Raw genomic sequence first — 24,287 nt, 5'->3', positions numbered from 1 at the left:
CGTGCGCGGCGTGTGGGGAGCGATGGTGGGAGCGGCACCGCGGGGGATCGGTACCGCTCCCACCACTACGGTCTCCCCGGCCCCGTGCCGTTCCGCAGATGCCGATGGTCCCCTTGAGGGGCCGACCGGCCCCGGTCCGTGAGTGCCGGGTGTCACCGCTCCGGAAGCCAGTGGTGGTCGATCGTGGGTGAGGGGTGATTCTCGGGCGGGCGGGTGTCGTCGAGGCGGAACGTGAGGCTGTTCATCACGCCGATGACTCCGTCCACCCGCCAGGTCAGCCGGATCGTCAGTGGAATGTCGCTGCGGCGCTCCAGCCGGCCTTCCAGTGTGACCAGCCCGTCGTTGACCGAGACGAATACGCTCTGGTGCGGCAGGAGCATGGCCTGGGTCAGGACTTCGTCGATCACCTCCTGCCGTATCTCGTCGTCCGTGCGGAGGAAGACGAGCAGGAGGTCGCGGCGCGTGGCGATGCCGATGAGGCGGTCCTCCTCGTCCACCACCGGGAGTCGCTCGATGTGGTGGCGCTCCATCACACGTGCGGCGTCCGCGACGCGTTGTTCCGGGTGCACGGTGATCGCGGGCGTGGACATCAGCTCCTCCGCGGTCACGGCAGTCGCCTTGGTGGCCGCCGCGCGGGCCGCGCGCCGCAGCGCGGGCATCCGGAAGCGGCGCTCCCGGCCGTGGTCGGCGCGGAATGCCTGCTGGTGTATCAGGTCGGTCTCGGAGATCACTCCCAGGACCTTGTCGTCGTGATCCACGACGGGCAGCCCACTGATGCGATGCCCGTCCAGCAGCCGTGCCACGTCCTTGAACGACGTCTCCGGGCGGGCTTCGACGACCTCGCTGGTCATCACCTCGCCGACGGTGCGGGTCTTCACGGCATTTCCTCCTCTACGGGTACAGGAGAGCGGCTGATTCCGAGTCGCGCACCTGTGGGCGGCGTCGGACTCCGGCGGGAGCTGTCGCCCGCGGCGGGTGTCCGGGGGCCGGAAGCGCGGGCCCGAGCGGTGGGACCGGCCGGGGCCGCCCCTGCGGACGGCTCCGGCAGCCCGGCTTCCGGTGCCTGTTCAGCCTCTCGCCCGGCTGCCGGCCGGGGCAGGGGCCGAGTGTCCCGCGACCGGGGTCGAACCTCCCTGCCGGAGCGGAGCCCGGCTCTTCGTCACTTGCTGTCGTCGTTGTCCGCGGGCCCGTGGAGCGCGGCCCGTCCGGCCTCCAGTCGGGCGACCGGGACGCGGAACGGGGAGCAGGAGACGTAGTCGAGCCCCACTGTGTGGAAGAAGTGGACCGACTCGGGGTCGCCTCCGTGCTCGCCGCAGACGCCGATCTTCAGTCCGGGGTGCGCGGCGCGGCCCTCCGTGATCGCGATCTCGACCAGGCGGCCGACACCTTCCCGGTCGATCGTCTCGAACGGGGACACCTTGAAGATGCCCTTGTCGAGGTAGGCGGAGAAGAACGCCGCCTCCACGTCGTCGCGGGAGAAGCCCCAGGTGGTCTGGGTCAGATCGTTGGTGCCGAAGGAGAAGAACTCCGCCTCCCGCGCGATCGGGCCCGCAGTCAGCGCGGCCCTCGGCAGCTCGATCATCGTGCCCACGGGGCACTGGACGGGGACGCCCGACGCACTGGAGACCTCGGCGAGCACCTGCTCCACTTCCTCGCGCACGAGCCGCAGTTCCTCGACGGTGTCGATCAGCGGCACCATGATCTCCGCCTGGGGATCTCCGCCCGCGCGCTTGCGCTCCACGACCGCCTCGGCGATGGCCCGTACCTGCATGGCGACCAGGCCCGGCGCCACCAGGCCCAGGCGTACTCCGCGCAGGCCGAGCATCGGGTTCTCCTCGTGCATACGGTTCACGGCCTCGAGCAGCTCGAAGTCGTGTGCGCTCGGCGGGTTGCCGTGGGCCTCGGCGGCGGCCAGCCGTACGGCGAGTTCCGTGCGGTCGGGCAGGAACTCGTGCAGGGGCGGGTCGAGGAGGCGGATGGTGACGGGCAGGCCGTCCATCGCCTCCAGGATGCCGACGAAGTCCTCTCGCTGCAGGGGCAGCAGCCCGTCGAGGGCCCGTTCGCGTTCGGCGTCCGTGCGGGCGAGGATCATCGCCTCGACCAACTGCCGGCGCTCGCCGAGGAACATGTGCTCGGTGCGGCACAGGCCGATGCCCTCGGCACCGAACCGTCGGGCCCGGGCCGCGTCCTCGGGGGTGTCGGCGTTCGCCCGCACGCCAAGCCGTCGTACTCCGTCGGCCCGGTTCATGGCGCGGGCCACGGCCTCGACCAGTCCTACGGAGTGTTCGCCGGTCTCGAAGTAGCGCATCACGGAGGAGTCGACGAGCGGGGCGGCGCCCAGGTACACGGCGCCTTCGGAGCCGTCCACCGAGATGACCGTGCCTTCCTCGACCGTGGTGCCGTCGGTGGTGAAGCGCCGCGCGCCGGTGTCGACAGCGAGTTCCTCGGCGCCGCAGACGCAGACCTTGCCCATGCCGCGGGCGACCACGGCGGCATGGCTGGTCTTGCCGCCGCGGCTGGTCAGCACGGCCTGGGCGGCGATCATGCCCGGCAGGTCGTCGGGGGTGGTCTCCTGGCGTACGAGGACCACCTTCTCCCCGGCCGCGGCGCGGCGGACGGCCTCGGCGGAGTCGAAGACCGCGGCGCCCACGGCGGCGCCCGGTGAGGCCGGGATGCCGTGCGCGAGTGCCTGCCCGACCTTCGAGGTGTCGAAGCGGGGGAACATCAACCGGGACAGTCCGTCCCCGCCGACCCGTGCCAGGCCCTCGTCCGCGGTGATCAGTTCCTCGTCGACCAGCGCGGCGGCGATGGCGAACGCTGCCTCGGCGGTGCGCTTTCCGACCCGCGTCTGCAGCATCCACAGCCTGCCGCGCTCGATGGTGAACTCGATGTCGCACAGGTCGCGGTAGTGGGTCTCCAACGTCCGCATGTGGTCGCGCAGTTGCGCGTACGAGGTCGGGTCCAGGTCCCTCAGCCCGTCCAGCGGGATGGTGTTGCGGATGCCCGCGACGACGTCCTCTCCCTGGGCGTTGGGCAGGTAGTCGCCGTACACGCCCGGGGCGCCGGTGGCCGGGTCCCGGGTGAAGGCGACGCCGCTGCCGGAGTCGGGCCCGAGGTTGCCGAAGACCATGGTCTGGACGTTGACCGCGGTGCCGAGGTCGTCCGGGATGTGCTCGCGGCGGCGGTAGAGCCGGGCGCGTTCGCCGTTCCAGGACTCGAAGACGGCGAGGATCGCACGCCGCAGTTGCTCGGCGGGGAGCTGCGGGAAGTCCTCGCCGGTCTCGTGGTGGATCAGGTCCTTGTAGGCCTCGACGAGCCCGGCGAGGTCGGTGGCGTCCAGATGCAGGTCGTCGGCCGCGCCGCGCATGTCCTTGAGGCGGGCCAAGGTGCCTTCGAACAGCGCACTCTCGACTCCCATGACGGTACTGCCGAACATCTGCACGAGGCGGCGGTAGGAGTCCCAGGCGAAGCGCTCGTTCCCTGAGGACTTCGCCAGACCGAGTACGGAGTCGTCGTTGAGGCCGATGTCGAGGATCGTCTCCATCATGCCGGGCATGGAGAAACGGCCGCCGGAGCGGACTGACAGGAGCAACGGGTCGTCCGGCTGCCCCAGAAGCCGCCCAGCGGCCTGCTCCAGGGCGGTCAGGTGGCGGGAGACCTCGCGGAACAGCCCGTCCGGCTCACTGCCGGTCGCGAGAAAAGCACGGCAGGCCTCGGTGCTGACGGTGAACCCGGGCGGCACGGGCAGACCCATCCGGGTCATCTCGGCCAGGTTGGCGCCCTTGCCGCCGAGCAGGTCGGCCATGTCACGGCCGCCCTCGGTGAATTCGTACACGTAGTGGGCCATGGCGGTGTGCTCTTCCTTCGGATTCGGGGGAGTCGCTGGACGTGGAGCCGGCTCTCCGGGAGGGATATGAGGTGCTGGGGTCTTCCGCTCGGTACCGCTCGTACGGGCTCTTGCAGGGCGCCCGTGCCATGGACGTTCCCGAGGCCGGTGGACCTGTCCGTCAGTCGTGCGGGACGATGACGACGGGGGCGGCCACGTGGTGGAGCACGGCATGCGCGACCGGGCCGATGCGCATGCCGAGCGCGGGCCGGTGTACGCGGCGGCCCACGACCACGAGGGCGGCATCCGCTGCGGCCTGCAGCACGACTCCGGAGGCGAAGGCGAGGTCGACTGTCTCAACCACTGTGACCTGCGGGAACCTCTCCCGCCACGGCTGCAGGGCCTTGGACAGTGCCTTCTCCTGCTGTTCGGCCAGGCCACCCGGTTTGACCGCCGCCTGTCCGGCCTCGGGGCCGCGTCCGTACAGCGGAGGCAAATCCCAGGCGTGTACGGCACGGAGCGTCGCTCCGCGGGTGGCCGCCGCACGGAACGCGAACTCCAGAAGGGGGCCGGACTGTGTGCCCAGATCCTGGAGCCCGACCACCACTTCCCCGGTGTTCGCCTCGGCCGCGGATTGCGTTTTCGCTCGTACCATCACCACCGGGCACTTCGCCTTGGCGAGCACGTGCTGGCCGACGGAGCCGAGGAGGAACCCGGCGATGGCGCCGTGCCCGCTGGAGCCCAGCACCAGCATCTCGGCCTTCTCCGCCTGGCTCAGCAGAACCTCGGTGGCCGACTCGGAGACCTGCTCGGTGTCGATCGTCAGCTGCGGGTACCGGGCACGCAGATCCTCCTCGGACTCGAGCAGCAGGCGTAGGGCCCAGCGTTTCTGGGTCTTCCGGTCGTCGGCGACGGGCACGTCGTGCGGCTGCCAGAGCCAGGCGTTGACCAAGTGCAGCGGCAGGCCGCGGCGCTGAGCCTCGCCGGCGGCCCAGTCGGCTGCGGCCAGACTCTCGGGAGAACCGTCCAGGCCGACGGTGATGGGGCGAAGCATGGGAGATACCTCCGGGTCCGGTACGACGGGTGGGCGGCAGCGGCCGCCGGTACTCGCTCCGAGCCTCGCTCCGACGCGGTCACCTCCTCCATGGGCCAGAGGTCCCGAGCTGCGGCCATCTGGTCCCGCTCTCGCGACGGTCCGTACGCACTGCGGCGGTGGGCCGGTTCCTGCTCGGTTCCCGTGCCACCACCCAGGCGATGAGACGGCTACGACCCGGCCCCGTACACGGGGCCGAACGTCCCTCGCTTCGTCCCCGTACGGCCCATGCCGCTTTCGGTACGGGCTGCGCAGGCTGGCAGCGCACACCAGACACCGACCGGGGAGGACGACGGACATGACCGTGCGCATAGGAATCAACGGCTTCGGCCGTATCGGGCGCAACTACCTTCGCTGCGTGCTGGAGCGTGCGGAGGCGGGGACTGGTACCGCCGTCGAGGTGGTGGCGGTCAACGACCTCACCTCGCCGGCGGCGCTGGCCCATCTGCTGGAGTACGACTCGACCTTCGGGCGGCTGCGCCGCAGCGTCGAGCACGACGACACGTCGCTGACGGTGGACGGTCACCGCATCGCGGTGACGGCCGAGAGCGACCCCGCGGCCCTGGCATGGGGTGAGCTGGGCGTGGACGTCGTCATCGAGTCCACCGGCCGCTTCCGCAGCCGTGAGGATGCCGGACTGCACCTGAAGGCCGGCGCACGCAAGGTGCTGTTGTCCGTACCGGGCAAGGAAGTCGACGCCACCGTTGTGATGGGCGTCAATGAGGGCGTCTACGACCCCGAGCGGGACCACGTGATCTCCAACGCCTCGTGCACGACCAACTGTGTGGCACCGATGGTGAAGGTGCTGGACGAGCACTTCGGCCTCGTCAAGGGCCTGATGACCACCATCCACGGCTACACCAACGACCAGGTGGTCCTGGACGGCCCGCACAAGGACCCGCGTCGCGGTCGCACCGCCGCCGTGAACATCATCCCGACCAGCACGGGAGCCGCCCGTGCCGTGGGGCTCGTCCTGCCGAAGCTCGCAGGCACTCTGGACGGCATCGCTGTTCGGGTGCCGGTCGAGGACGGCTCGCTGACGGACCTGAGCGTGGTGCTCGAGCGTCCCGTGACCGCGGACGAGGTCAACGCCGCGTTCCGCGAGGCCGCCGACGGCCCGCTGAAGGGAATCCTGCGCGTCTCGGACGCCCCGATCGTCTCCCGGGACATCGTCGGTGACCCCGCCTCGTGTGTGCTCGACGCTCCGCTGACGCAGGCGCACGGCGACCTGGTGAAGGTCTTCGGGTGGTACGACAACGAGTGGGGCTACACCAACCGCCTGCTCGACCTCACCGAGTACGTCGCCGCCCGACTCCCGCAGAGCTGAGTTGCGGCCGCGACCGCACCAGCGCGAGGAGTGGCCGGACGGCCGGCCGACAGGGCCGACCGGGTCCCCTGAGGGCCGGTCGGCCCACACACAGGCGACACGGCCTCCTCTGCTCGGACGCCGGGTTTTTCATGGGTCCCTATCGCTGCCCAAGACACCGATAGCCGACGGAGGGCCTCTGTCGGACTGCGTTGCCGCGTACTTCATCGACCAGGACGGTGGGACAGCCGAGGATGCAGCGGTGCCGCGGGCCGGTCCTGACGACGCGCCTGCTGTGCTCCCGCACTGATGTCGTCCGCCCTACGGAACAGAGGAACGCCACGAGCGGTAGTGGCGGCGCTCCTCGGGGCTGCTCACTTGCTTGCAGAGGTCGGTGTTCTCGCCTCGGATCCGGGCAAGGCCGCCTTCTCGCTTCGAGGTGTCCGGTGACCGTTGCCTCGCCCCGGTCAGCGACGTGCTCCTCGAACCACTGGGTCTGGTCGGGGTAGTTCCGGTACAACGCCGCGTGTGTGACGCCGAGGCCCATCTCGACGTTGCTCAACGTCGTGCGTTGGCCCTTGGCAGTGGCTCAGGGGCCGCAGAAGCGATCTGGATCTCGCAGCGGTCGCAGGGCGCCGACGACGCAGTGCGGATGCCGACGGCGCTCAAGCAGTCCTCGTTCTCGTAGAGGTCGACCTTGTAGTACGCCTGAGGGCCGTCGAGGCGCCACCTGACGCGCGGGCCCAGATTGGTGAAGACCTTTCTCATGCCATGGTTCTCCGCGAGGGTCTTCGCAGTGAAAACGGAAATGCCCGCCATGCGGGCGGCATCCGAAAGGTGTTCCAGCAGCAGGGTGCCGATGCCGCGGCGCTGCCATGCGTCTGCGACCGTCAGCGCGATCTCCGCGGCGCAGGACCTGGCCGTGGGCTCGTACTCGGCCAGACCGACGATCACTCCGGCGTGCTCGGCGACCAGGGCGAAGCTGCCCGGGCGGCCCGGCTGTGTCACGCGGTCGGTGGCCTGCCGGGCGGAGCCATCACAGTTCGAGAAGAACCGCAGCCGTAGGTGCTCCGGCGACATCCCTTCGTAGAGCCGCCGCACTGCTTCACGGTCGTCGGGACCGGCCTGCCGTATCCGAATCGAGGTGCCGTCCGACAGCAGGTCGTGCGTGGGCACGTGTTGGAGGCCGGTCATCGCACACCTTCCTTCCGGGGCTCGTGTTTCATCGTCCATCGGGACGGGGCACGGACGGCATGGGCTGAAAGGGAAGGCGGAGGGGCCGAGGGGCTCTGTTTTGGTGTGCTCGATGCCGAACGTGCCGACGTTGCTGTGACGCCTCGGCCCGCCGGGCGGCGATGGGGAATCGTCGTCGGTGAGGCATCGCCGGATGTCGTTTGGAAGCCGAGAGCCGCGCGCTCAGGACGCCAGCTCGGGTCTGATCCCCGGTGGCTGGTGGAAGCGTGGAGTGGACGGTGCAGCGCGGGGGCGCAGCTGGCAGGGCCGCGGCTCCCCGGACAGTCCGGACTGCGGGGCGGATGTGATGCGTAAGGCTCCGTTGCGGGCCGGCTGATCGCTGTGACCGGCGGCAAAAGTCCGAAGGGTCGCCGAATTGTCTTCTGCCGGCAGGGTGGGTCGGACCGTGCTCACCCCGACCCGTTCGGCGAGATCCGTTACATGATCATCCGGCGGTGGCGGGAAGGGTGCCGCCCTTGCGCGGAGTACGGGCGAGAGCGTCGGAAAGGCGCGGGTACACCTCGAAGGCGTGGGCCAGATCGGTCAGGCGCAGCAAGCGCAGAATGCTCGGGCGGCTGGTCACGAGGCGGAGCCGTCCGCCCCGGATCTTCGTGCGGTTCCGGGCGCGGCACAACGCCGCCAGACCACTGCAGTCGATGAATGTTATGGATCGCAGGTCCAGCACCAGCTCGGGACTCGGACCGGCGGTCAGGACATCGAGACGCACCGACAAGGGTGTCGCGGTCAGAATGTCGATCTCGCCGCGCAGCCGTACGACAGTGACGCCGTCGACGACGTGTGTGCTCAGGCAGGGCACCGGCTGGGGTCCGAGTTCGTTCATGCGCTCAGGAGATCCCGGACGGCTACGCGGTAGGTAGGGCCGTTCGGTACCCTTTCCTGCCCTTTGGGGGACTTTTCTCGGAGGGGACGCGTGCAGATGGGGAGGGCCGTCGCAGCGCAGCCGTGCCGGTCTCGCGGTTCGTCAGGGCGACAACTGGTCGCGTCGCGAGGAGTCGATGCCCGATGCCAGGTCGTCCGTGTCGTCGACCCGGTGATCCAGGTGTTCCGAGACCTCGACCACGCCGTCCACGCTGCGGCACAGCCGTACAACCACGGGAATGGTGGTCATGCGCTCAACGGTTCCGCGCAGTGTGACCCGGCCGTCCACGACGTGAGCGGTCACCGCTGTGGGCGGGATACCCAGCGTGTGCACCAGTATGTCCCCGGTGATCTCCTCACGGATGGCACGGTCCCCGCGCAGGAACACCCGCAGCAGGTCGCCACGGCTTACCAAGCCGATCAGCCGGCCGCTCGCGTCCACCACCGGCAGTCGCTTGACACGGTTCCGTTCCATCGTCCGGGCTGCCTCGGCCGCCGTCCATTCCGGACGGCCGGTGACGGCCGGGCTGGTCATCAGCCCACTGGCCGTGGTCGCTTCGGCCCTGGCCGGTTCGGCGGGCCAGGGGTCGAGGCCGGGCCCCGCCGCCGTGTCGAGTCGGCCTGCCTCCCTGCGCAGCAGGTCCGCCTCGGACACCACTCCGACGGGGCGGTCGCCGTCGTCCACGACCGGAACCGCGGTGATGTCGTGCTCAGCGAGCAGTTTGGCGATCTCCGTGAAAGACGCGTCCTGCCGCACGCTCACGACCTCGGTTGTCATCAGTTCGCTCACGATGCGGTGCCTCATGGCTCCTGCCTCCTTCGACATGGTTCTCAGCGTTCTCGCTGCCCACTGTCCGGTGCCCCGGCACGGTTCTGCAGGGGCTGATCGGCCCCGCCTGCTGCCGAACGGCCCGAACCGGCCCTGCCGGTCTTCCTGAGGTGGGGGCCGACCAGCCCATGCGGGCGGCAGCCATCCCGGTCAGGCTGGACATGTGGGGCGGTACCGGTTGGCCGCAACCGGGGCCTCGCATCGAAGCGGTCACCACGGCCGGCCGGCACACCGAGGAAAGGGATCGTCATGAAGGCACTCGTCTTCCACGGCCCCGGACAGTCCGCCTGGGAGGATGTCGCGGACCCCGGTATCCAGGACGCCACCGACGCGGTCGTCCGCGTCGACACCGTCACCATCTGTGGAACGGACCTGCACATCCTCAAGGGCGACGTACCCGAGGTACGTCCGGGAACGGTCCTCGGTCACGAGGCCGTCGGCGAGATCGTCGAGGTCGGCAGCGACGTACGCACCGTTCGTCCCGGCGACCGGGTGCTCGTCTCGTGCATCACGGCGTGCGGCCGCTGCCGCTTCTGCCGGGAGGGATCGTACGGGCAGTGCCGCGGCGGAGGAGGCTGGATCCTCGGCCACCTGATCAACGGCACGCAGGCCGAGTATGTCCGCGTGCCCCACGCTGACCTGTCCACACACCTGCTTCCAGGCGCCTTGGAAAGCAAGGACGCCGTGCTGCTGGCAGACATCTTCCCCACGGCCTACGAAGTGGGTGTGCTGAACGGCCGCGTACGGCCCGGAGACACCGTCGCCGTCGTGGGTGCCGGTCCCATCGGTCTCGCCGCGATCGCCACTGCCCGGCTGTACACGCCAGAGAAGATCATCGCGGTGGACCTCGCCCCGGCTCGGCTGGACGCGGCCAAGCGCCTCGGTGCCGACGCCGTGGCCGTCGCCGACGAGGCCGAATCGCTGGTCGCCGACCTCACCGAAGGCCTCGGGGCCGATGTCGTCGTCGAAGCGGTCGGAGTCCCGGAGACCTTCGAGATGTGCACGCGCATGGTGCGGCCGGGCGGACACGTGGCCAACGTCGGTGTGCACGGCAAGTCCGCCGTGCTGCACCTCGAAGACCTGTGGATCAAGAACGTGACGATCACCACCGGGCTGGTCGACACGTCCTCCACGCCGACCCTGCTGCGCATGATGGCGGGGGGCCGCCTGCCCGCCTCGTCGATGGTCACTCACACCTTCCCGCTGGAGCAGATGGAAGAGGCGTACGACGTCTTCTCCCGGGCCGCCGACACCGGCGCGCTCAAAGTCGTCCTCGGCGGGCAGCCGCACGACGTCCTGACGGTCAGGGCGTCCTGACAGGAGGAAGTGACCGGTAATGCCGGAACACACACCACCGAACACGGCGTCCGCGGCGGCGGGCGCCGCACGGGGCGACATCGGGCGGCGCATCGCCCAGCGCCGCGGGGAACTGGGCCTGACCCGGCAGGAGACCGCCGAGCGGGCGGGTACGGTCCCCAGCTACCTCCAGTACCTGGAGGAACAGTCCACCGCCACGCCCGGCACCGGCGTCCTCATCCGGCTCGCCGACGCCCTGGAGACCACGGTCACCGCTCTGCGCGGTGGTGACGCCGACCTGCCGCCGGGTGTCGGCCGGGCCGCCGGTCACCCGGAGCTCGTGGAGATGAGCACTGAGGAGTGCCGCGCACGGATGTCGACGCACGGTGTCGGAAGACTCGCCACGTCCACGCCCACCGGCCCAGTCGTAGTCCCCGTGAACTACAGCGTCGTCGACGATGCGGTCGTATTCCGGACCGCTCCCGGCTCGGCGCCCGCGTCCGCCGCCGGGCACCAGGTCGCCTTCGAGGTCGACCACATCGACGAGGCGCTCAGCCGAGGCTGGAGCGTGCTCGTGCGCGGACGCGCACGCGAGGTGACCGAGCCCGACGCCGTACGTCGGCTGGAGGAGCGGGCGTACAGCGGCCCATGGGCGGGCGGCGAGCGGAACACATGGGTGTGTGTCGACCTCGCCGATATCACCGGGCGTTCGATCACGGTGCGCTGAGACCCGCGCGCGGTGTGCGCGGAGACGCGGCCGGTACAGCCGTTTCGTCGGGGGGCCCGGCCCGCCCACGACGAAACGGCGGAATGCTCAGGCGCGCGCCCGTGGGCGACACCGCCGGGGCCACTCTCCGGCAGTCGTGGACCGGTGGGCTCTCGTCCCCGCCGCCACCGGCGCACAGCATGGGACAGATACCGCTGCACCACGTGAGAGCTGGAGCGCCTGATGCATCCCAACGACGGATTCCGCGAACTCGACCGGCAGGAGTGCCTGCGTCTGTTGGCCGGGGCGCCCGTCGGCCGTATTGTCCACACCCGTCACGCCCTGCCCGCGGTCCTGCCGGTCAACTTCGGCCTGGACAGCGATTCCGCCGTGCTGCTGCGCACCGCGGCGGATTCGGAACTGTCCCGCGCCGTCGACGGTGCGGTGGTCGCCTTCGAGGCGGACGATGTCGACACCGTTGCGCACTCCGGCTGGAGCGTCGTCGTCACCGGACACGCCACCGTGGTCACCGATGCCGCCGAGCACACGCGGTTGTCCCTGACCGGCCCGCGCTCCTGGGTCGCCGTGCCCGAGGAGGTCTTCGTGCGCATCGAGGCCGAGCTGGTCACCGGTCGTGAACTCGTCGGCGGACCCACGATCTACGGGGTGGACCTCTCCTCCTGAACCAACTGCGCCACGCGCCCCGCACCTGGCTGGTGCGGGGCGCACCTCTGTCACCGATGGGCCGATCGGGACGAGGGCGTAGGGACCAACGGTCCCGCTGGGGGACAAGTGGCCACTGACCGCGGATGCTCCCCGCGCAGCAGGATCAGTCCCAGATCAACTCCCCTGCTGGAACGGTCAGATGAAGGAGCGCAGCCATGTCCGCGACCGAGCGAGGACCCGAACATGCCGACGGCACGGGGGCGGTGGCCCAACCCCCCGACAGAAAACAGGCGCTCGGACTTCCGGCGGCGACCGCGCTGGTGATCGGCAGCATCATCGGCACCGGAGTCTTCGCGCTCCCGTCGGCTCTCGCACCGTACGGGCCGATCTCGCTGGTGGCTTTCGTCGCCGTGACCCTCGGAGCTCTGGCGCTGGCGGTGACCTTCGGGTCGTTGTCCAAGCGGGCCTCGGGCAGCGGAGGTCCGTACGTGTACGCCCGAGAGGCCTTCGGTGAGTTCGCCGGGTTCCTCAACGCCTGGTCGTACTGGATCACCGCCTGGGCGGGCAACGCCGCCATCGTGGTGGCCTGGGTCGGGTACGTCGAGGTCTTCGTCAACACCGGTCACCGCACCGGGACTTCGGTGTTCATCGCCCTGATCGGCCTGTGGATCCCCGCCGCGATCAACCTCACCGGCGCGAAGAACACGGGTGCCTTCCAAGTGGTCACCACCGTCCTGAAGTTCATTCCGCTGGTCTTCATGGCCTCGATCGGTCTGTTGTTCATCGACCCGGACAACTTCGGCACCTTCAATGCCAGTGGGCAGTCCGCGTTGGGCGCGATCTCGGCGGCCGCGGCCATCGCCCTGTTCAGCTACCTGGGCCTGGAAGCCGCCTCCGTGGTCGCCGGGCGGGTCCGCGAGCCGGGACGCAATGTGCCGCGCGCCACCGTGTACGGCACCCTGGCCTGCGCCGTCATCTACATCCTGGGCACCCTCGCCGTCTTCGGCACGGTCTCGCACGGCGAACTGGGCGCATCCACCGCACCGTTCACCGACGCCGCGAACAACATCTTCGGCGGGACCTGGGCGGGCGACGCCGTGGCCGTGGCCGCGATCATCTCCGGTATCGGCGCGCTGAACGGCTGGACCATGATCTGCGCCGAGATGCCGTACGCGGCGGCCCGCGACGGACTCTTTCCCGGGGCCTTCGCGAAGCTGCGCGGTGCCGCCGGCGTCCCGGTCTTCGGCATCGTGGCGTCCACCGTCCTCGCCTCGCTGATCACGGTGTTCAGCTACACGCGTTTCGAGGACGTCTTCACCAAGATCGTGCTGCTGAGTGTGCTCACCGCGGTGATCCCGTATCTGTTCTCCGCCGCCGCCCAGCTGTACTGGCTGCTGGTGCGCGGTCGGGAAAGCCTCAGCAAGCGGCGGCTCGCGCGGGACGTCACCGTTTCCGCGCTGGCGATGGCCTTCTCCTACTGGTCGATCCAGGGCAGCGGCTACCAGACCGTCTACTACGGGCTGTTCGTGCTCCTGCTGGGGCTGCCGGTCTACGTCTGGCTGAAGCGCGCCCGCGGTGAGTTCGGGGAAACAGCAGAGGCTTCGGCCTCCGTCGACCCGTCGGCTCCGGCTCCCGAGACCGAGTCCGGGGGGCGGGCGCCAGAGACCGTGGCGGGTCCTCACCGCGCACCTCGCGGCGACCACTCGGCGCCCGTCATGGAGCTCAACCGGATCAACCGCCGTCACCATGACTGACCCCCCGTTTCGTATCCCCCAACTCCCTGAGGAGCACTCCGCCATGACCGGCTTCCACGTCGACTCCGAGGTCGGCCGACTCCGACAGGTGATCCTGCACCGGCCCGGACTCGAACTGTCCCGGCTGACCCCCCGCAACGTCGACGCACTACTCTTCGACGACATCCTGTGGGCCAAGCGAGCCCGCGAGGAGCACGACGCCTTCGCCCAGGCCCTGCGCGACCAGGGCGTTCGCGTGCACTACTTCGCCGAACTGCTCGCCCGGACCCTGGACATCCCGCAAGCCCGCACCTGGCTGCTGGACCAGGTGGTCACCTCGGCGACCGTCGGCCCGGCGCTGGCCGAGCCGGTACGGGAACTGTGCACCCAACTGGACGGGGAAACCCTGGCGGGCTACCTGATCGGCGGCCTGCTCAAGCACGACCTTCCGCTCGCCGCCCCGCACAGCCTGGTCTGGAACGCACTGGACTCGGAGGACTTCGCCCTCGCACCGCTGCCCAACCACCTGTTCCCACGGGACAACTCCTGCTGGATCTACGACCGGCTGGCCGTGAACCCCATGGCCAAACCGGCCCGGCGGCGCGAGAGCCTGCACGCCGCGGCGATCTACCGCTTCCACCCGATGTTCGCAGCGAACGCCAACGCCCCGGTCCTGGAGGGGATTTCGACATCGGGAGGATCGGCCACCCTCGAAGGCGGCGACGTACACGTCCTCGGCAACGGGGCAGTCATGGTGGGCATGGGTGAACGCACCACCACCCAGGCCGTGGAGATCCTGGCCGCCCGCCTCTTCGCGGACGGCACGGCCCGTCGGCTGATCGCAGTCCAACTCCCGTCCAGCCGCGCCTACATGCACCTGGATACCGTGCTCACGATGGTGGACCGCGACGCCTTCGCCATCTACCCGGGCCTCGCCGACTCCCTCCGCTCCTGGACACTCCTGCCGAGCGCCGAACGTGGGACCGGCTTCGACGTCGTACCCGACTCGGACCTCGCCACCGCCCTGGCCGAGGCCCTCGACCTGGACAAGGTCCGCATGCTCTCCGCGCCGCAGGACGTCCGGGCCGCCGAACGCGAACAGTGGGACGACGGAAGCAACTTCCTCGCCGTCGCCCCCGGAGTCGTCGTCGGCTACGAGCGGAACGTCACGACCAACACCTACCTGCGCAAACAGGGCATCGAGGTGATCACCGTCGCCGGGGCCGAACTCGGCCGGGGCCGCGGCGGCCCCCGCTGCATGAGCTGCCCTGTCGAACGTGATCCGGTCATCTGACCACACCGACACACGACACGCTGACAAGGACCCGTCATGGCCGTCGATCTGCGAGGCCGCTCATACCTGGGCGAACTCGACTTCACCGCACGCGAGATCCACCACCTGCTGGACCTCGCCGCCGACCTCAAGGCAGCCAAGCGCTCAGGCACCGAGCGACCCCGCCTCGTCGGCAGGAACCTTGCGCTGGTCTTCGAGAAGACCTCCACACGCACCCGCTGCGCGTTCGAGATCGCCGCAGCCGACCAGGGCGCCGCCACCACCTATCTCGGCCCCGGCGACACCCACTTGGGCACCAAGGAGTCCGTACGCGACACCGCGCGCGTCCTCGGCCGGATGTTCGACGGCATCGAGTACCGCGGCTCCGCCCAGTCCGTCGTCGCCGAACTCGCCGAATACGCCGGCGTTCCAGTCTTCAACGGCCTGACCGACACGGCCCATCCCACGCAGAGCCTGTGCGACATCCTCACCATGCGCGAGCACAGCCCCAAACCCGTGACGGAGATCAGCTACTGCTATCTCGGAGACGCCCGCAACAACATGGGCAACTCGCTGCTCTCGATGGGCGCCCTGCTCGGCATGGACGTACGCATCGCGGCTCCCCGGGCGCTGTGGCCCGAGCCCGGGCTGGTCACCGCCTGCCACGAACTCGCCGCACGCAGCGGAGCTCGTGTCACTCTCACCGAGGACGTCGAAACGGCCGTACGGCACGCCGACTTCCTGCACACCGACGTCTGGGTCTCCATGGGCGAACCGGCCGAGACCTGGCGGGAGCGGATCGAGATGCTGATCCCCTACCAGGTCAACGACAAGACGCTGGCGACGACCGGCAACCCCGACGTGCAGTTCATGCACTGCCTGCCGGCCCTGCACGACCGGCGCACCCGGCTGGGCCACGAACTGTTCGACACCTACGGCCTGGACGGACTCGAAGTCACCGACGAGGTCTTCTCCTCACCCGCCTCCCTCGTCTTCGACCAGGCCGAGAACCGGCTGCACACCATCAAGGCCGTACTCGTCGCCACCCTGGAGGACTGAACCATGCGGATCGTCGTCGCCCTGGGCGGCAACGCCCTTCTGCGCAGGGGAGAACGCCCCGATGCGGAGATCCAGCGGGCCAACATCGACCGGGCGGTCACCGCACTCGCGACGCTCGCGCATGAGCACGATCTCGTCATCACCCACGGCAACGGGCCCCAGATCGGTCTGCTCGCCGTCGAAAGCGCCGCCGACCCCGCCCTGACCGTCCCGTACCCACTGGACGTTCTCGGTGCCCAGACCCAGGGGATGATCGGGTCACTGCTGGCCCGCACCCTGCGTGGCGTTCTGCCCGGACGGCGGGTCGCCGCACTGGTCACCCACACCGTGGTCAGGGCCGACGACCCCGCCTTCGGCCGTCCCACCAAGTTCGTCGGCCAGGTGTACCCCCAGAACCTGGCCCGGACACTTGCCCGGGCACGCGGCTGGCACATCGCCGAGGACACCACCGGCTGGCGCCGCGTCGTGGCTTCTCCGGCTCCCCAGAGGATCGTGGAGAGCGACACCATCCACGATCTGCTCACCTGCGGCACCCTCGTCATCTGCGCCGGCGGCGGGGGCATCCCTGTCACGGCCGACAACGACACCAGCGCTCTGAGCGGGGCCGAAGCCGTCATCGACAAGGACCTCACCGCGGCCCTGCTCGCCGAAGAGCTGAAGGCCGACTTCCTCCTCATTCTCACCGACGTCCCGAACGTGTACACCGACTTCGGCACTCCGCAGCAGCGGCCCGTCCTCGACGCCACCCCCGACGAACTGCGCCAGGGCGGCTTTCCGGACGGTTCGATGAAGCCCAAGACGGAGGCGGCCGCCCGGTTCGTCGAACGCACAGGAGGCCTGGCCGCGATCGGAGCCCTCGACGCGGCGGACGAGATCATCCACGGAAATGCCGGCACCCTCATCCGACCCGAACTGCCCATCGTCTAGGTGTCCCGTCTCATGAGATGGGACACCCATGGGCCCGGGCGCGGGAACCACGGGGCAGCTGTCGGTGGCACAGCGACGTCGTGTCGCCGCGCGGGGTGCCGGGTGTCTGGTGGGAGAAGGCCGATCGGCCCCATCGAGGCGGGAACACCGGCCCGGACGACCTGCTTTGTCCTGGGCCGATCGGCGCCGCTGAGGGCTCCCGACGGCCCTGTTCCGCGCCTGTCGCGCGGACGAGTATCGACAGCAGAGACGTCCACGGGATTCCGCGGACGCGTCATGAAGGTATGCGGAGGCAGTGATGGCGACGGTGGCACCAACCAGCGTGCAGGCACCCGGGTCCGCGTGGCATGGTTTCGCGGGCGGGCACTGGCGCGACCACGTGGACGTGCGCGACTTCATCCAGGCCAACTACACGCCGTACGAAGGCGACGCGGCCTTCCTCGCCGGTCCCACGGAGCGCACCCGCGCCGTGTGGCAGAAGATCGTCGCGCTGTTCCCGGAGGAGCGGCGCAGGGGCATCCTGGACGTCGACACCGCGACCCCTTCCACGATCACCTCGCACGCGCCTGGATACATCGACCGCGAGCGGGAGCTGATCGTCGGCCTGCAGACCGACGCCCCGCTGAAGCGCGCGATCATGCCGAACGGCGGCCTGCGCATGGTCGAGAACGGACTCAAGGCGTACGGCTACGAGGCCGACCCCTTCGTCACCAGGGTTTTCGGCACCTACCGCAAGACCCACAACGACGGAGTCTTCGACGCGTACACCCCCGAGATGCGCGCCGCGCGCAAGGCCGGGATCATCACCGGTCTGCCCGACGCCTACGGCCGCGGCCGGATCATCGGCGACTACCGCAGGGTGGCGCTCTACGGCACCAACCGGCTCGCGGAGGACAAGCGGGCCGAGCGCGCCTTGCTGGACGCACGGCCCTCCACACCGGACGTCATCCGGGACCGTGAGGAACTGGCCGAGCAGACAAGGGCGTTGGGCGAGCTGGCAGAGATGGCCGCCTCGTACGGCTGCGACGTCACCCGACCCGCCGCCACCGCGCACGAGGCCGTCCAGTGGCTCTACCTCGGCTATCTGGCCGCGGTGAAGGAGCAGAACGGCGCGGCGATGTCGCTGGGCCGCACCTCGACCTTCCTGGACGTCTACCTCCAACGCGATCTGACCGAGGGCCGCATCGACGAGGCCCGGGCCCAGGAGCTGATCGACGACTTCGTGATCAAGCTGCGGATCGTACGGTTCCTGCGCACCCCCGAGTACGACGCGCTGTTCTCCGGCGACCCGACCTGGGTCACCGAGTCCATCGGCGGCATCGGCACCGACGGACGTCCGCTGGTCACCCGTACCTCCTTCCGCTTCCTCCAGACGCTCTACAACCTCGGCCCCGCCCCGGAGCCCAACCTGACAGTGCTGTGGTCGCCCCGGCTGCCCGACGCCTTCAAGCGGTTCTGCGCCCAGGTGTCCATCGACACCAGCGCGGTCCAGTACGAGTCCGACGAGCTGATGCGCCCGTGCACCGGTGACGACACGGCGATCGCCTGCTGCGTCTCGGCGATGGCGGTCGGCCGGCAGATGCAGTTCTTCGGGGCCCGGGTGAACCTGGCCAAGGCCCTGCTGTACGCGATCAATGGCGGCCGGGACGAGATGACCGGCGAGCGGATCGGCCCCGAGGCGCCCGCACTGACCGGCGAGTACCTGGAGTACGAGGAACTGTCGAAGGCGTACGACGGGATGCTGGACTGGCTGGCCGCCACCTACGTCAACACGCTCAACGTCATCCACTTCATGCACGACAAGTACGCCTACGAGCGCATCGAGATGGCGCTGCACGACCACCCCGTGCATCGCTTCATGGCGTGCGGCATCGCCGGGCTCTCGGTCGCGGCCGACAGCCTCTCGGCCGTCAAGTACGCACGGGTGAAGGTGATCCGCGACGGCGCCGGGCTGGCCGTGGACTACGAGACCGAGGGCGACTACCCGGCGTACGGCAACAACGACGACCGCGTCGACGCCATCGCCGTCGAGCTGGTGAAGTCCTTCATGGCGAAGGTGCGCGCACACCCCGCCTACCGCGATGCCGAGCACACCCAGTCGGTACTGACGATCACCTCGAACGTCGTCTACGGCAAACACACGGGCAACACCCCCGACGGTCGGCGAGCCGGACAGCCCTTCGCACCCGGTGCCAACCCCATGAACGGCCGTGACCGGCACGGGGTGGCCGCCTCCGCGCTCTCGGTCGCCAAGCTCCCCTACGAGCAGGCACGTGACGGGATCTCGCTGACCACGACGATCACACCGGAGGGGCTGGGGCACGCGCCCGCCGAGCGCGCGGGCCATCTGGTCGGCATTCTCGACGCGTACACGGCCTCCGGCGGCTTCCACATGAACGTCAACGTCCTCGATCGGGCGACGCTCGAGGACGCCATGGAACACCCGGAGAAGTACCCGGAGCTGACCATCCGGGTCTCCGGATACGCCGTCAACTTCGTACGCCTCACCCGCGAGCAGCAGCTCGACGTGATCAGCCGCACCTTCCACGGAACGCTGTGAGCACCGTGAAGGCGATGACGACCGGCCGGATCCACTCCTGGGACCTGTCCACCGGCGTGGACGGCCCCGGGACCCGGTTCGTCCTCTTCGTCAACGGCTGCCCGCTGCGCTGTCTGTACTGCGCCAACCCCGACACCTGGCACATGAGGGACGGCCGGGAGGCCACCGTCGACGAGGTGATGGCTGAGATCGAGAAGTACCGAGGGTTCATCACGACGGCCGGGGGAGGGGTGACGATCACCGGCGGTGAGCCACTGCTCCAGCCCGCCTTCACCGCCTCGGTCCTGCGCCGCTGCAAGGAGGCCGGACTGCACACCGCCGTGGACACCTCCGGCTTCCTCGGCGCCCGGGCCACCGACGAACTCCTTGCCGACACCGACCTGGTGCTGCTCGACATCAAGGCATTCGAGATCGCCAGGTACCGGAAGCTGACCGGAGGCGAACTCGCCCCCACGCTCAGCTTCGCCACCCGCCTGGACCGCCTGGGCATCCCGGTGTGGATCCGCTACGTCCTCGTCCCCGGCTGGACCGACGACCCCGCAGCGGTCGACGGACTGGCTCGCTTCGTCGCCGGCCTCGGCAACGTCGACCGCGTGGACGTCCTGCCGTTCCACAAGCTGGGCGCCTCGAAGTACGAAGCCCTGGACATCCCCTTCCCGCTGCGCGACAACCCCGTCCCCGAACCGGCATTGACCGAACGGGTCCGAGAGCAGTTCAGGGAACGCGGTCTCGTCACCTACTGAGCTTCGTCCCGAGTACGGAACCAGTGCCGGTATGCGGCCACGGCGGTCGGCGGCGCCGGCACCGTTCCCAACCGGCCCTGTGGAAGGGGCCGTTCAGCCCAACGGCAGTGGACCTTCGGCATCCGGCGGCGCCCCCTCCCGCACCACGAGAGTGAGTGGTGTCAGGGCACAGGCCCGGCATCGTTACTTCCCGAAGGGATCACCATCATGGCCCTGCACGAGCACTCTCACCGGCGCCCGGGGTTCCACCTGCCCACCTGGCGTGGGCACCGGACCGCGACCACCTCCGAGTCCGTCGTGTCGGCGAGCACCGGCACGTACTCGCTGCGGGCTTACGCTTTCGCGTCGTTGCGGCTGCTGACCGGCTTCGCCTTCCTGTGGGCCTTCCTCGACAAGACCTTCGGCTTCGGCTACGCGACCCCTTCCGGCAAGGGGTGGATCGACGGCGGTTCGCCGACCGTGGGGTTCCTGAGCGGTGTCGCCGCGGGGCCCATGGAGTCCACCTTCCACTCCTGGGCCGGTGGTACCTGGGCCGACTGGCTGTTCATGGCCGGTCTGCTCGGCGTGGGGCTCGCCCTGGTCGGAGGCTTCGCGCTGCGGCTCGCGGCCGTCGCGGGCACCGCGATGATGGCGCTGATGTGGATCGCCGAATGGCCGCCCGCAAAGCACCTCTCCGACGGATCGCCGAGCATGTCCACGAACCCGTTCGTCGACTACCACCTCATCTACGCCGTCGTCCTGATCGCCCTGGCCGTGGCCTCGGCCGGTGACACCTGGGGTGCCGGCAGGCTCTGGGCGAAGCTGCCGTTCGTGCGCCACAACAGCTGGCTGCGCTGACCACGGGAGGGGTGCGGGGTCCGGATCGGAACCCCGCACCCACGCGTCGAGCCCGCCCGCGCATAGGGCCGGTCGGCCCCCTTCGGGGACCTGCGGCCCCTGCACCATGACCGCCCCGACCACGAGTCTGGAATCAGATCCCCTGTTCAGGAGGTACGCATCATGTCCCGCACCGTCACCGTAGGCCTCGACGGTTCCCCCGAGAGCCAGGCCGCCGCCGAATGGGCGGCCCGGGAGTCGAACCTCCGCGGCCTGCCGCTGAAGATCGTCAACGTCTGGGAGCCGGTACCGGAGCCCATGGCTCAGGCCCCGCTGCTCGGCGCAGAGACGCAGCAGCACTGGACCGAGCGGATTCCCCGCGAGGCGGCCGACGGCATCCGGCTGCGCCACCCCGGCCTGGACGTCACCGTGGAGCAGCCTCCGGGCCGGCCCGGCGAGGTGCTGTCCGAGATGGCGAAGGACACCGAGCTGTTGGTCCTCGGGTCCCGGGGCCTCAGCGGGCTCGGTGGCTTCCTGGTCGGCTCCGTCGGACTGGCTGTCGTCGGCCACGCCGAGCGTCCTGTCGTCCTCGTACGGGCAGGGGAGCAGGCTGCCGACGAGCACATGCCGGATCCGGCGGGGATTCCCTCCGCCTCGGCGCCGTACCGGCCCGTCGTGCTGGGGCTGGACATCGAGAGTCCCGACGACTCGGTGATCGAGTTCGCCTTCGAGGCCGCGGTACTCCGTGCCACCTCCCTGCGCGTCGTCCACGGCTGGAACGTGCCGCCCTACTTCGCCTACGGCATGTCGGTGGACCCCGAGTTCGACGCCCACCTGGCCAAGCAGGACGCCGCCTCCCTGGCCGAGGTGCTGCGGCCCTGGCGGCGGAAGTTCCCGGCTGTCGAGGTCGTCGAGGCGTCCCGGTCAGGCAAGCCCGCCAGTCACCTGGTGGACGCCTCGCACGAGGCCTCCCTGGTCGTCGTCGGACGTCGGATCCGCCGCTCCCCGATAGGCGCCCGCATCGGGCCGGTCGCCCACGCGGTGCTGCATCACGCCACCGCCCCAGTTGCCGTCGTCCCGCACGACTGACCACCCCGAGGAGAGACAGACCATGAAGGCAGCAGTCGTACGAGCGTTCGGTGAGCCCCTCGTCATCGAGGAGCGCCCCGATCCCGAACCCGGTCCCGGGCAGGTCCGCGTCAGGATCGAGGCCTCCGGGCTGTGCCACACCGACATCCACGCCGCCCATGGCGACTGGCCGGTCAAGCCGAGTCCGCCGTTCGTCCCGGGTCACGAGGGCGTCGGTCTCGTCGAGGCCCTCGGTGACGGGGTCGCCCACCTCTCCGTGGGGCAGAGGGTCGCCGTTCCCTGGCTGGGCAAGGCGTGCGGGCGGTGCGAGCACTGTCTGTCCGGCTGGGAGACGCTGTGCGAGCAGCAGATCAACACCGGTTACGGATGTGACGGCGGCTACGCGGAGAAGATGGTGGCCTGGGCCGACTTCGCGCAGCCGGTGCCCGAGGGGATCTCCGCGCTCGACGCCGCCCCGCTGACCTGCGCGGGCGTCACCACGTACAAGGCACTGAAGGTCGCGCAGGTGCGTCCCACCCAACTGGTGGCGATCTCCGGCGTCGGCGGCCTCGGACATCTCGCCGTGCAGTACGCCAAGATCGCCGGTGCGACGGTGGCGGCCATTGACGTCACGGACGCGAAGCTGGAACTCGCCCGCGAACTCGGCGCGGACATCCTGATCGACGCCCGCAAGGAGGACCCGGCCGAGGTGCTCCAGCGGCACGGCGGCGCGCACACCGCGCTGGTCTGCGCCGTCAACGAGGCCGCGTTCGCCGCCGCGTACGGCGGGCTGCGGCGCGGCGGCAAGCTCGTCATGGTCGCGCTCCCCGCGGGCGGCACGATCCGGCTGCCGATCTTCGACACCGTCCTCAAGGGCGTCAGCGTCATCGGTTCCATCGTGGGCACCCGGCAGGACCTCGACGAGGTGTTCCGGCTGCACGCGGCCGGCCGCACCCGGGTGATCTCTGTTTCCCGCCCGCTGGCTTCGGTCAACGAGTCCTTCGAAGACGTCCTGCACGGCCAGGTCGACGCGCGGATCGTCTTCGAGTTCCCCGAAGGAGAGTGACGGCGATGGAACTTCCCCTGGTCGTGGGCGTCGACGGATCCGAGCCCAGTCTGCGCGCCGTGGACTGGGCGGCGGACGAGGCCGCCCTGCGCGGGGTACCGCTGCGGCTGGTGTACGCCTCGCTGTGGGAGCGCTACGAGGGCGCCGCGCTCGCCGAGGGTCTTGGCAGATCCTCGGAGCAGGTGCTGGCCGACAACATCGTCGAGGCCGCCGCGAAGCGTGCGCACCGCCGCGAGGTGGACCTGAAGATCTCCACCGAGGTGCTGCCCGAGGAGCCGGTGCCCGCACTGCTGCGCGAGGGCCACAGCGCCTCCGCGCTGGTCCTGGGCGCCCGCGGCCGCAGCGGCATCGCCGAGCTGTTGCTCGGCTCGGTCAGCCTCGCCGTCGCCGCCCGTGCGGACTGCCCCGTGATCGTGCTGCGCGGCAGTCACGGCATTCAGGCCGACGCCGGGATGCGGCAGCCCGTCGTGGTGGGTGTCGGCGAGGAGGCGCACACCACGGAGGCCGTGCGGTTCGCCTTCCAGGAGGCGAAGGAGCGACGGGTCGCCCTGGAGGCTGTACGTGCCTGGCGCTGCCCGTCGCACGAGAGCGCCGACCATCCCCTGCTGGCCGGAGAGCCGGCCCACCACCACGAGCAGCGGGCCACCGAGACCCTGGAGGCGGCACTGCGCGACGCCGTGGCGGATCACCCCTCCGTCGAACTGCGACGGCGCGTCGTCGAAGGCACGGCGCGCGCGGCGCTCCTCGACGCCTCGGCCGATGCCGGCCTGCTCGTCGTCGGCGCACGCCGGAGGCAGGGACACTTCGGCCTCCAACTCGGGCGGGTCGCCCACGCGGTCCTGCACCACGCCACCTGCCCTGTCGCCGTGGTACCGCAGCGGGTGTGAACACCGGGGTCGGCGCAGAGCTCGCCGTGTGATCGGGGACGTATGTCTGCAGATCGCGGGCGGGCGCTGGTAGCCGGTCGAGGTGCCGCCGCCGGCAGCTTCAGCACCGGCGGCGGCACCTCGTGGTTACGGCACGGAGCCGAGCAGATGGGCGATCATGTTCAGGCCGGCCCGGCGCTTGTCGTTCCTCCACGACGAACCACGGGGCCCGCGAGACGTCCGTGTGCACCATCCACTCCTGGAGCTTCACCAGCTCCGACTGCAGACTCGGCAGCTCCTGCTCGTACGCCGCGCGCGGCACCCTCGCCGTCCTCCTGCAGG

Annotated in this window: 20 protein-coding genes and 1 pseudogene; 14 read left to right on the top strand and 7 right to left on the bottom strand. The window is 70.0% G+C overall.

The features are described 5' to 3' along the window. Positions 1-152: 152 nt before the first annotated feature. The 3 genes from ACN20J_RS05830 to ACN20J_RS05820 form a co-directional block, all read right to left on the bottom strand. A complete protein-coding gene (locus ACN20J_RS05830) occupies positions 153-878 on the bottom strand; it encodes a CBS domain-containing protein (RefSeq protein WP_361915998.1) in 726 nt (241 codons plus the stop codon). Between the two features lie 281 nt (positions 879-1,159). After that, a complete protein-coding gene (gene ppdK, locus ACN20J_RS05825; RefSeq protein ID WP_419665411.1) occupies positions 1,160-3,847 on the bottom strand; it encodes a pyruvate, phosphate dikinase in 2,688 nt (895 codons plus the stop codon). A gap of 160 nt (positions 3,848-4,007) precedes the next feature. Beyond that, positions 4,008-4,880, bottom strand: a complete 873-nt coding sequence (locus ACN20J_RS05820) for a universal stress protein (RefSeq protein ID WP_419665410.1) — start codon at positions 4,878-4,880, stop codon at positions 4,008-4,010. Positions 4,881-5,217: 337 nt separating this feature from the next. Here ACN20J_RS05820 and gap point away from each other — a divergent pair, with 337 nt between their 5' ends. After that, positions 5,218-6,246 (top strand): type I glyceraldehyde-3-phosphate dehydrogenase, encoded by a 1,029-nt coding sequence (gene gap / locus ACN20J_RS05815; RefSeq protein ID WP_190228464.1) that lies wholly within the window; start codon positions 5,218-5,220, stop codon positions 6,244-6,246. A 537-nt stretch (positions 6,247-6,783) separates the two neighbouring features. Here gap and ACN20J_RS05810 read toward each other — a convergent pair. The 3 genes from ACN20J_RS05810 to ACN20J_RS05800 form a co-directional block, all read right to left on the bottom strand. Beyond that, positions 6,784-7,419, bottom strand: coding sequence for an N-acetyltransferase family protein (locus ACN20J_RS05810; protein ID WP_419665409.1), 636 nt, complete (start codon positions 7,417-7,419; stop codon positions 6,784-6,786). A 484-nt stretch (positions 7,420-7,903) separates the two neighbouring features. Continuing rightward, entirely contained in the window at positions 7,904-8,299 is a 396-nt protein-coding gene (locus ACN20J_RS05805) for an STAS domain-containing protein (protein WP_419665408.1), read from the bottom strand. A gap of 141 nt (positions 8,300-8,440) precedes the next feature. Continuing rightward, a complete protein-coding gene (locus ACN20J_RS05800) occupies positions 8,441-9,142 on the bottom strand; it encodes a CBS domain-containing protein (protein ID WP_419665407.1) in 702 nt (233 codons plus the stop codon). Between the two features lie 273 nt (positions 9,143-9,415). Here ACN20J_RS05800 and ACN20J_RS05795 point away from each other — a divergent pair, with 273 nt between their 5' ends. The 13 genes from ACN20J_RS05795 (at position 9,416) to ACN20J_RS05735 (ending at position 23,966) form a co-directional block, all read left to right on the top strand. Beyond that, positions 9,416-10,483 (top strand): zinc-dependent alcohol dehydrogenase family protein, encoded by a 1,068-nt coding sequence (locus ACN20J_RS05795; protein WP_361915977.1) that lies wholly within the window; start codon positions 9,416-9,418, stop codon positions 10,481-10,483. A 19-nt stretch (positions 10,484-10,502) separates the two neighbouring features. Then, the gene (locus tag ACN20J_RS05790; RefSeq protein WP_419665406.1) at positions 10,503-11,189 is read left to right on the top strand and encodes a helix-turn-helix domain-containing protein; all 687 of its coding nucleotides are present in this window, start codon (positions 10,503-10,505) and stop codon (positions 11,187-11,189) included. 222 nt (positions 11,190-11,411) lie between these two features. Then, positions 11,412-11,852 carry a pyridoxamine 5'-phosphate oxidase family protein gene (locus tag ACN20J_RS05785; RefSeq protein WP_419665405.1) on the top strand — a complete coding sequence of 147 codons (441 nt, stop codon included), beginning with the start codon at positions 11,412-11,414 and terminating at the stop codon, positions 11,850-11,852. 302 nt (positions 11,853-12,154) lie between these two features. Continuing rightward, positions 12,155-13,588, top strand: a complete 1,434-nt coding sequence (locus ACN20J_RS05780; RefSeq protein WP_419668837.1) for an APC family permease — start codon at positions 12,155-12,157, stop codon at positions 13,586-13,588. Positions 13,589-13,631: 43 nt separating this feature from the next. Then, positions 13,632-14,861, top strand: a complete 1,230-nt coding sequence (locus ACN20J_RS05775) for an arginine deiminase (RefSeq protein ID WP_419665404.1) — start codon at positions 13,632-13,634, stop codon at positions 14,859-14,861. 36 nt (positions 14,862-14,897) lie between these two features. Beyond that, positions 14,898-15,899: an ornithine carbamoyltransferase gene (gene argF, locus ACN20J_RS05770; RefSeq protein ID WP_190228455.1), complete on the top strand. Its 1,002-nt coding sequence runs from the start codon at positions 14,898-14,900 to the stop codon at positions 15,897-15,899. A gap of 3 nt (positions 15,900-15,902) precedes the next feature. Then, on the top strand, positions 15,903-16,826 hold the full coding sequence (locus ACN20J_RS05765; RefSeq protein WP_361915964.1) for a carbamate kinase: 924 nt from the start codon (positions 15,903-15,905) through the stop codon (positions 16,824-16,826). A gap of 298 nt (positions 16,827-17,124) precedes the next feature. Continuing rightward, positions 17,125-19,386, top strand: coding sequence for a formate C-acetyltransferase (gene pflB, locus ACN20J_RS05760; RefSeq protein ID WP_419665403.1), 2,262 nt, complete (start codon positions 17,125-17,127; stop codon positions 19,384-19,386). A gap of 14 nt (positions 19,387-19,400) precedes the next feature. Further along, complete coding sequence (gene pflA, locus ACN20J_RS05755) at positions 19,401-20,129, top strand: pyruvate formate-lyase-activating protein (protein WP_419668836.1); 729 nt, start codon at positions 19,401-19,403, stop codon at positions 20,127-20,129. Between the two features lie 207 nt (positions 20,130-20,336). Beyond that, entirely contained in the window at positions 20,337-20,966 is a 630-nt protein-coding gene (locus tag ACN20J_RS05750; RefSeq protein ID WP_190228452.1) for a DoxX family protein, read from the top strand. Between the two features lie 162 nt (positions 20,967-21,128). Beyond that, the gene (locus ACN20J_RS05745; protein ID WP_361915958.1) at positions 21,129-22,034 is read left to right on the top strand and encodes a universal stress protein; all 906 of its coding nucleotides are present in this window, start codon (positions 21,129-21,131) and stop codon (positions 22,032-22,034) included. 22 nt (positions 22,035-22,056) lie between these two features. Then, entirely contained in the window at positions 22,057-23,079 is a 1,023-nt protein-coding gene (gene adhP, locus ACN20J_RS05740; protein WP_361915955.1) for an alcohol dehydrogenase AdhP, read from the top strand. A gap of 5 nt (positions 23,080-23,084) precedes the next feature. Next, on the top strand, positions 23,085-23,966 hold the full coding sequence (locus tag ACN20J_RS05735; RefSeq protein ID WP_189838965.1) for a universal stress protein: 882 nt from the start codon (positions 23,085-23,087) through the stop codon (positions 23,964-23,966). Between the two features lie 19 nt (positions 23,967-23,985). Here ACN20J_RS05735 and ACN20J_RS05730 read toward each other — a convergent pair. Beyond that, a pseudogene (locus tag ACN20J_RS05730) lies at positions 23,986-24,204 on the bottom strand (polyphosphate kinase 2); the annotation flags it as partial. Positions 24,205-24,287 lie beyond the last annotated feature (83 nt).

It is taken from the genome of Streptomyces sp. 2-1 (assembly GCF_048564895.1).
In the GTDB taxonomy this organism is placed as follows: domain Bacteria; phylum Actinomycetota; class Actinomycetes; order Streptomycetales; family Streptomycetaceae; genus Streptomyces; species Streptomyces phaeochromogenes.
Note: the sequence above shows the minus strand (reverse complement) of the source record. Positions and strands in the feature narration are given on the sequence as shown.

Excerpts from the sequence above, each read along its gene's own strand:
- pflA (WP_419668836.1), top strand. The coding sequence starts at position 19,401 with ATGACGACCGGCCGGATCCACTCCTGGGACCTGTCCACCGGCGTGGAC.
- argF (WP_190228455.1), top strand. The coding sequence starts at position 14,898 with ATGGCCGTCGATCTGCGAGGCCGCTCATACCTGGGCGAACTCGACTTC.
- ACN20J_RS05820 (WP_419665410.1), bottom strand. The coding sequence starts at position 4,880 with ATGCTTCGCCCCATCACCGTCGGCCTGGACGGTTCTCCCGAGAGTCTG.
- ACN20J_RS05775 (WP_419665404.1), top strand. The coding sequence starts at position 13,632 with ATGACCGGCTTCCACGTCGACTCCGAGGTCGGCCGACTCCGACAGGTG.
- gap (WP_190228464.1), top strand. The coding sequence starts at position 5,218 with ATGACCGTGCGCATAGGAATCAACGGCTTCGGCCGTATCGGGCGCAAC.
- ACN20J_RS05765 (WP_361915964.1), top strand. The coding sequence starts at position 15,903 with ATGCGGATCGTCGTCGCCCTGGGCGGCAACGCCCTTCTGCGCAGGGGA.
- pflB (WP_419665403.1), top strand. The coding sequence starts at position 17,125 with ATGGCGACGGTGGCACCAACCAGCGTGCAGGCACCCGGGTCCGCGTGG.
- ACN20J_RS05785 (WP_419665405.1), top strand. The coding sequence starts at position 11,412 with ATGCATCCCAACGACGGATTCCGCGAACTCGACCGGCAGGAGTGCCTG.
- ACN20J_RS05745 (WP_361915958.1), top strand. The coding sequence starts at position 21,129 with ATGTCCCGCACCGTCACCGTAGGCCTCGACGGTTCCCCCGAGAGCCAG.
- ppdK (WP_419665411.1), bottom strand. The coding sequence starts at position 3,847 with ATGGCCCACTACGTGTACGAATTCACCGAGGGCGGCCGTGACATGGCC.
- ACN20J_RS05790 (WP_419665406.1), top strand. The coding sequence starts at position 10,503 with ATGCCGGAACACACACCACCGAACACGGCGTCCGCGGCGGCGGGCGCC.
- ACN20J_RS05800 (WP_419665407.1), bottom strand. The coding sequence starts at position 9,142 with ATGAGGCACCGCATCGTGAGCGAACTGATGACAACCGAGGTCGTGAGC.
- ACN20J_RS05735 (WP_189838965.1), top strand. The coding sequence starts at position 23,085 with ATGGAACTTCCCCTGGTCGTGGGCGTCGACGGATCCGAGCCCAGTCTG.
- ACN20J_RS05805 (WP_419665408.1), bottom strand. The coding sequence starts at position 8,299 with ATGAACGAACTCGGACCCCAGCCGGTGCCCTGCCTGAGCACACACGTC.
- ACN20J_RS05750 (WP_190228452.1), top strand. The coding sequence starts at position 20,337 with ATGGCCCTGCACGAGCACTCTCACCGGCGCCCGGGGTTCCACCTGCCC.
- adhP (WP_361915955.1), top strand. The coding sequence starts at position 22,057 with ATGAAGGCAGCAGTCGTACGAGCGTTCGGTGAGCCCCTCGTCATCGAG.
- ACN20J_RS05795 (WP_361915977.1), top strand. The coding sequence starts at position 9,416 with ATGAAGGCACTCGTCTTCCACGGCCCCGGACAGTCCGCCTGGGAGGAT.
- ACN20J_RS05810 (WP_419665409.1), bottom strand. The coding sequence starts at position 7,419 with ATGACCGGCCTCCAACACGTGCCCACGCACGACCTGCTGTCGGACGGC.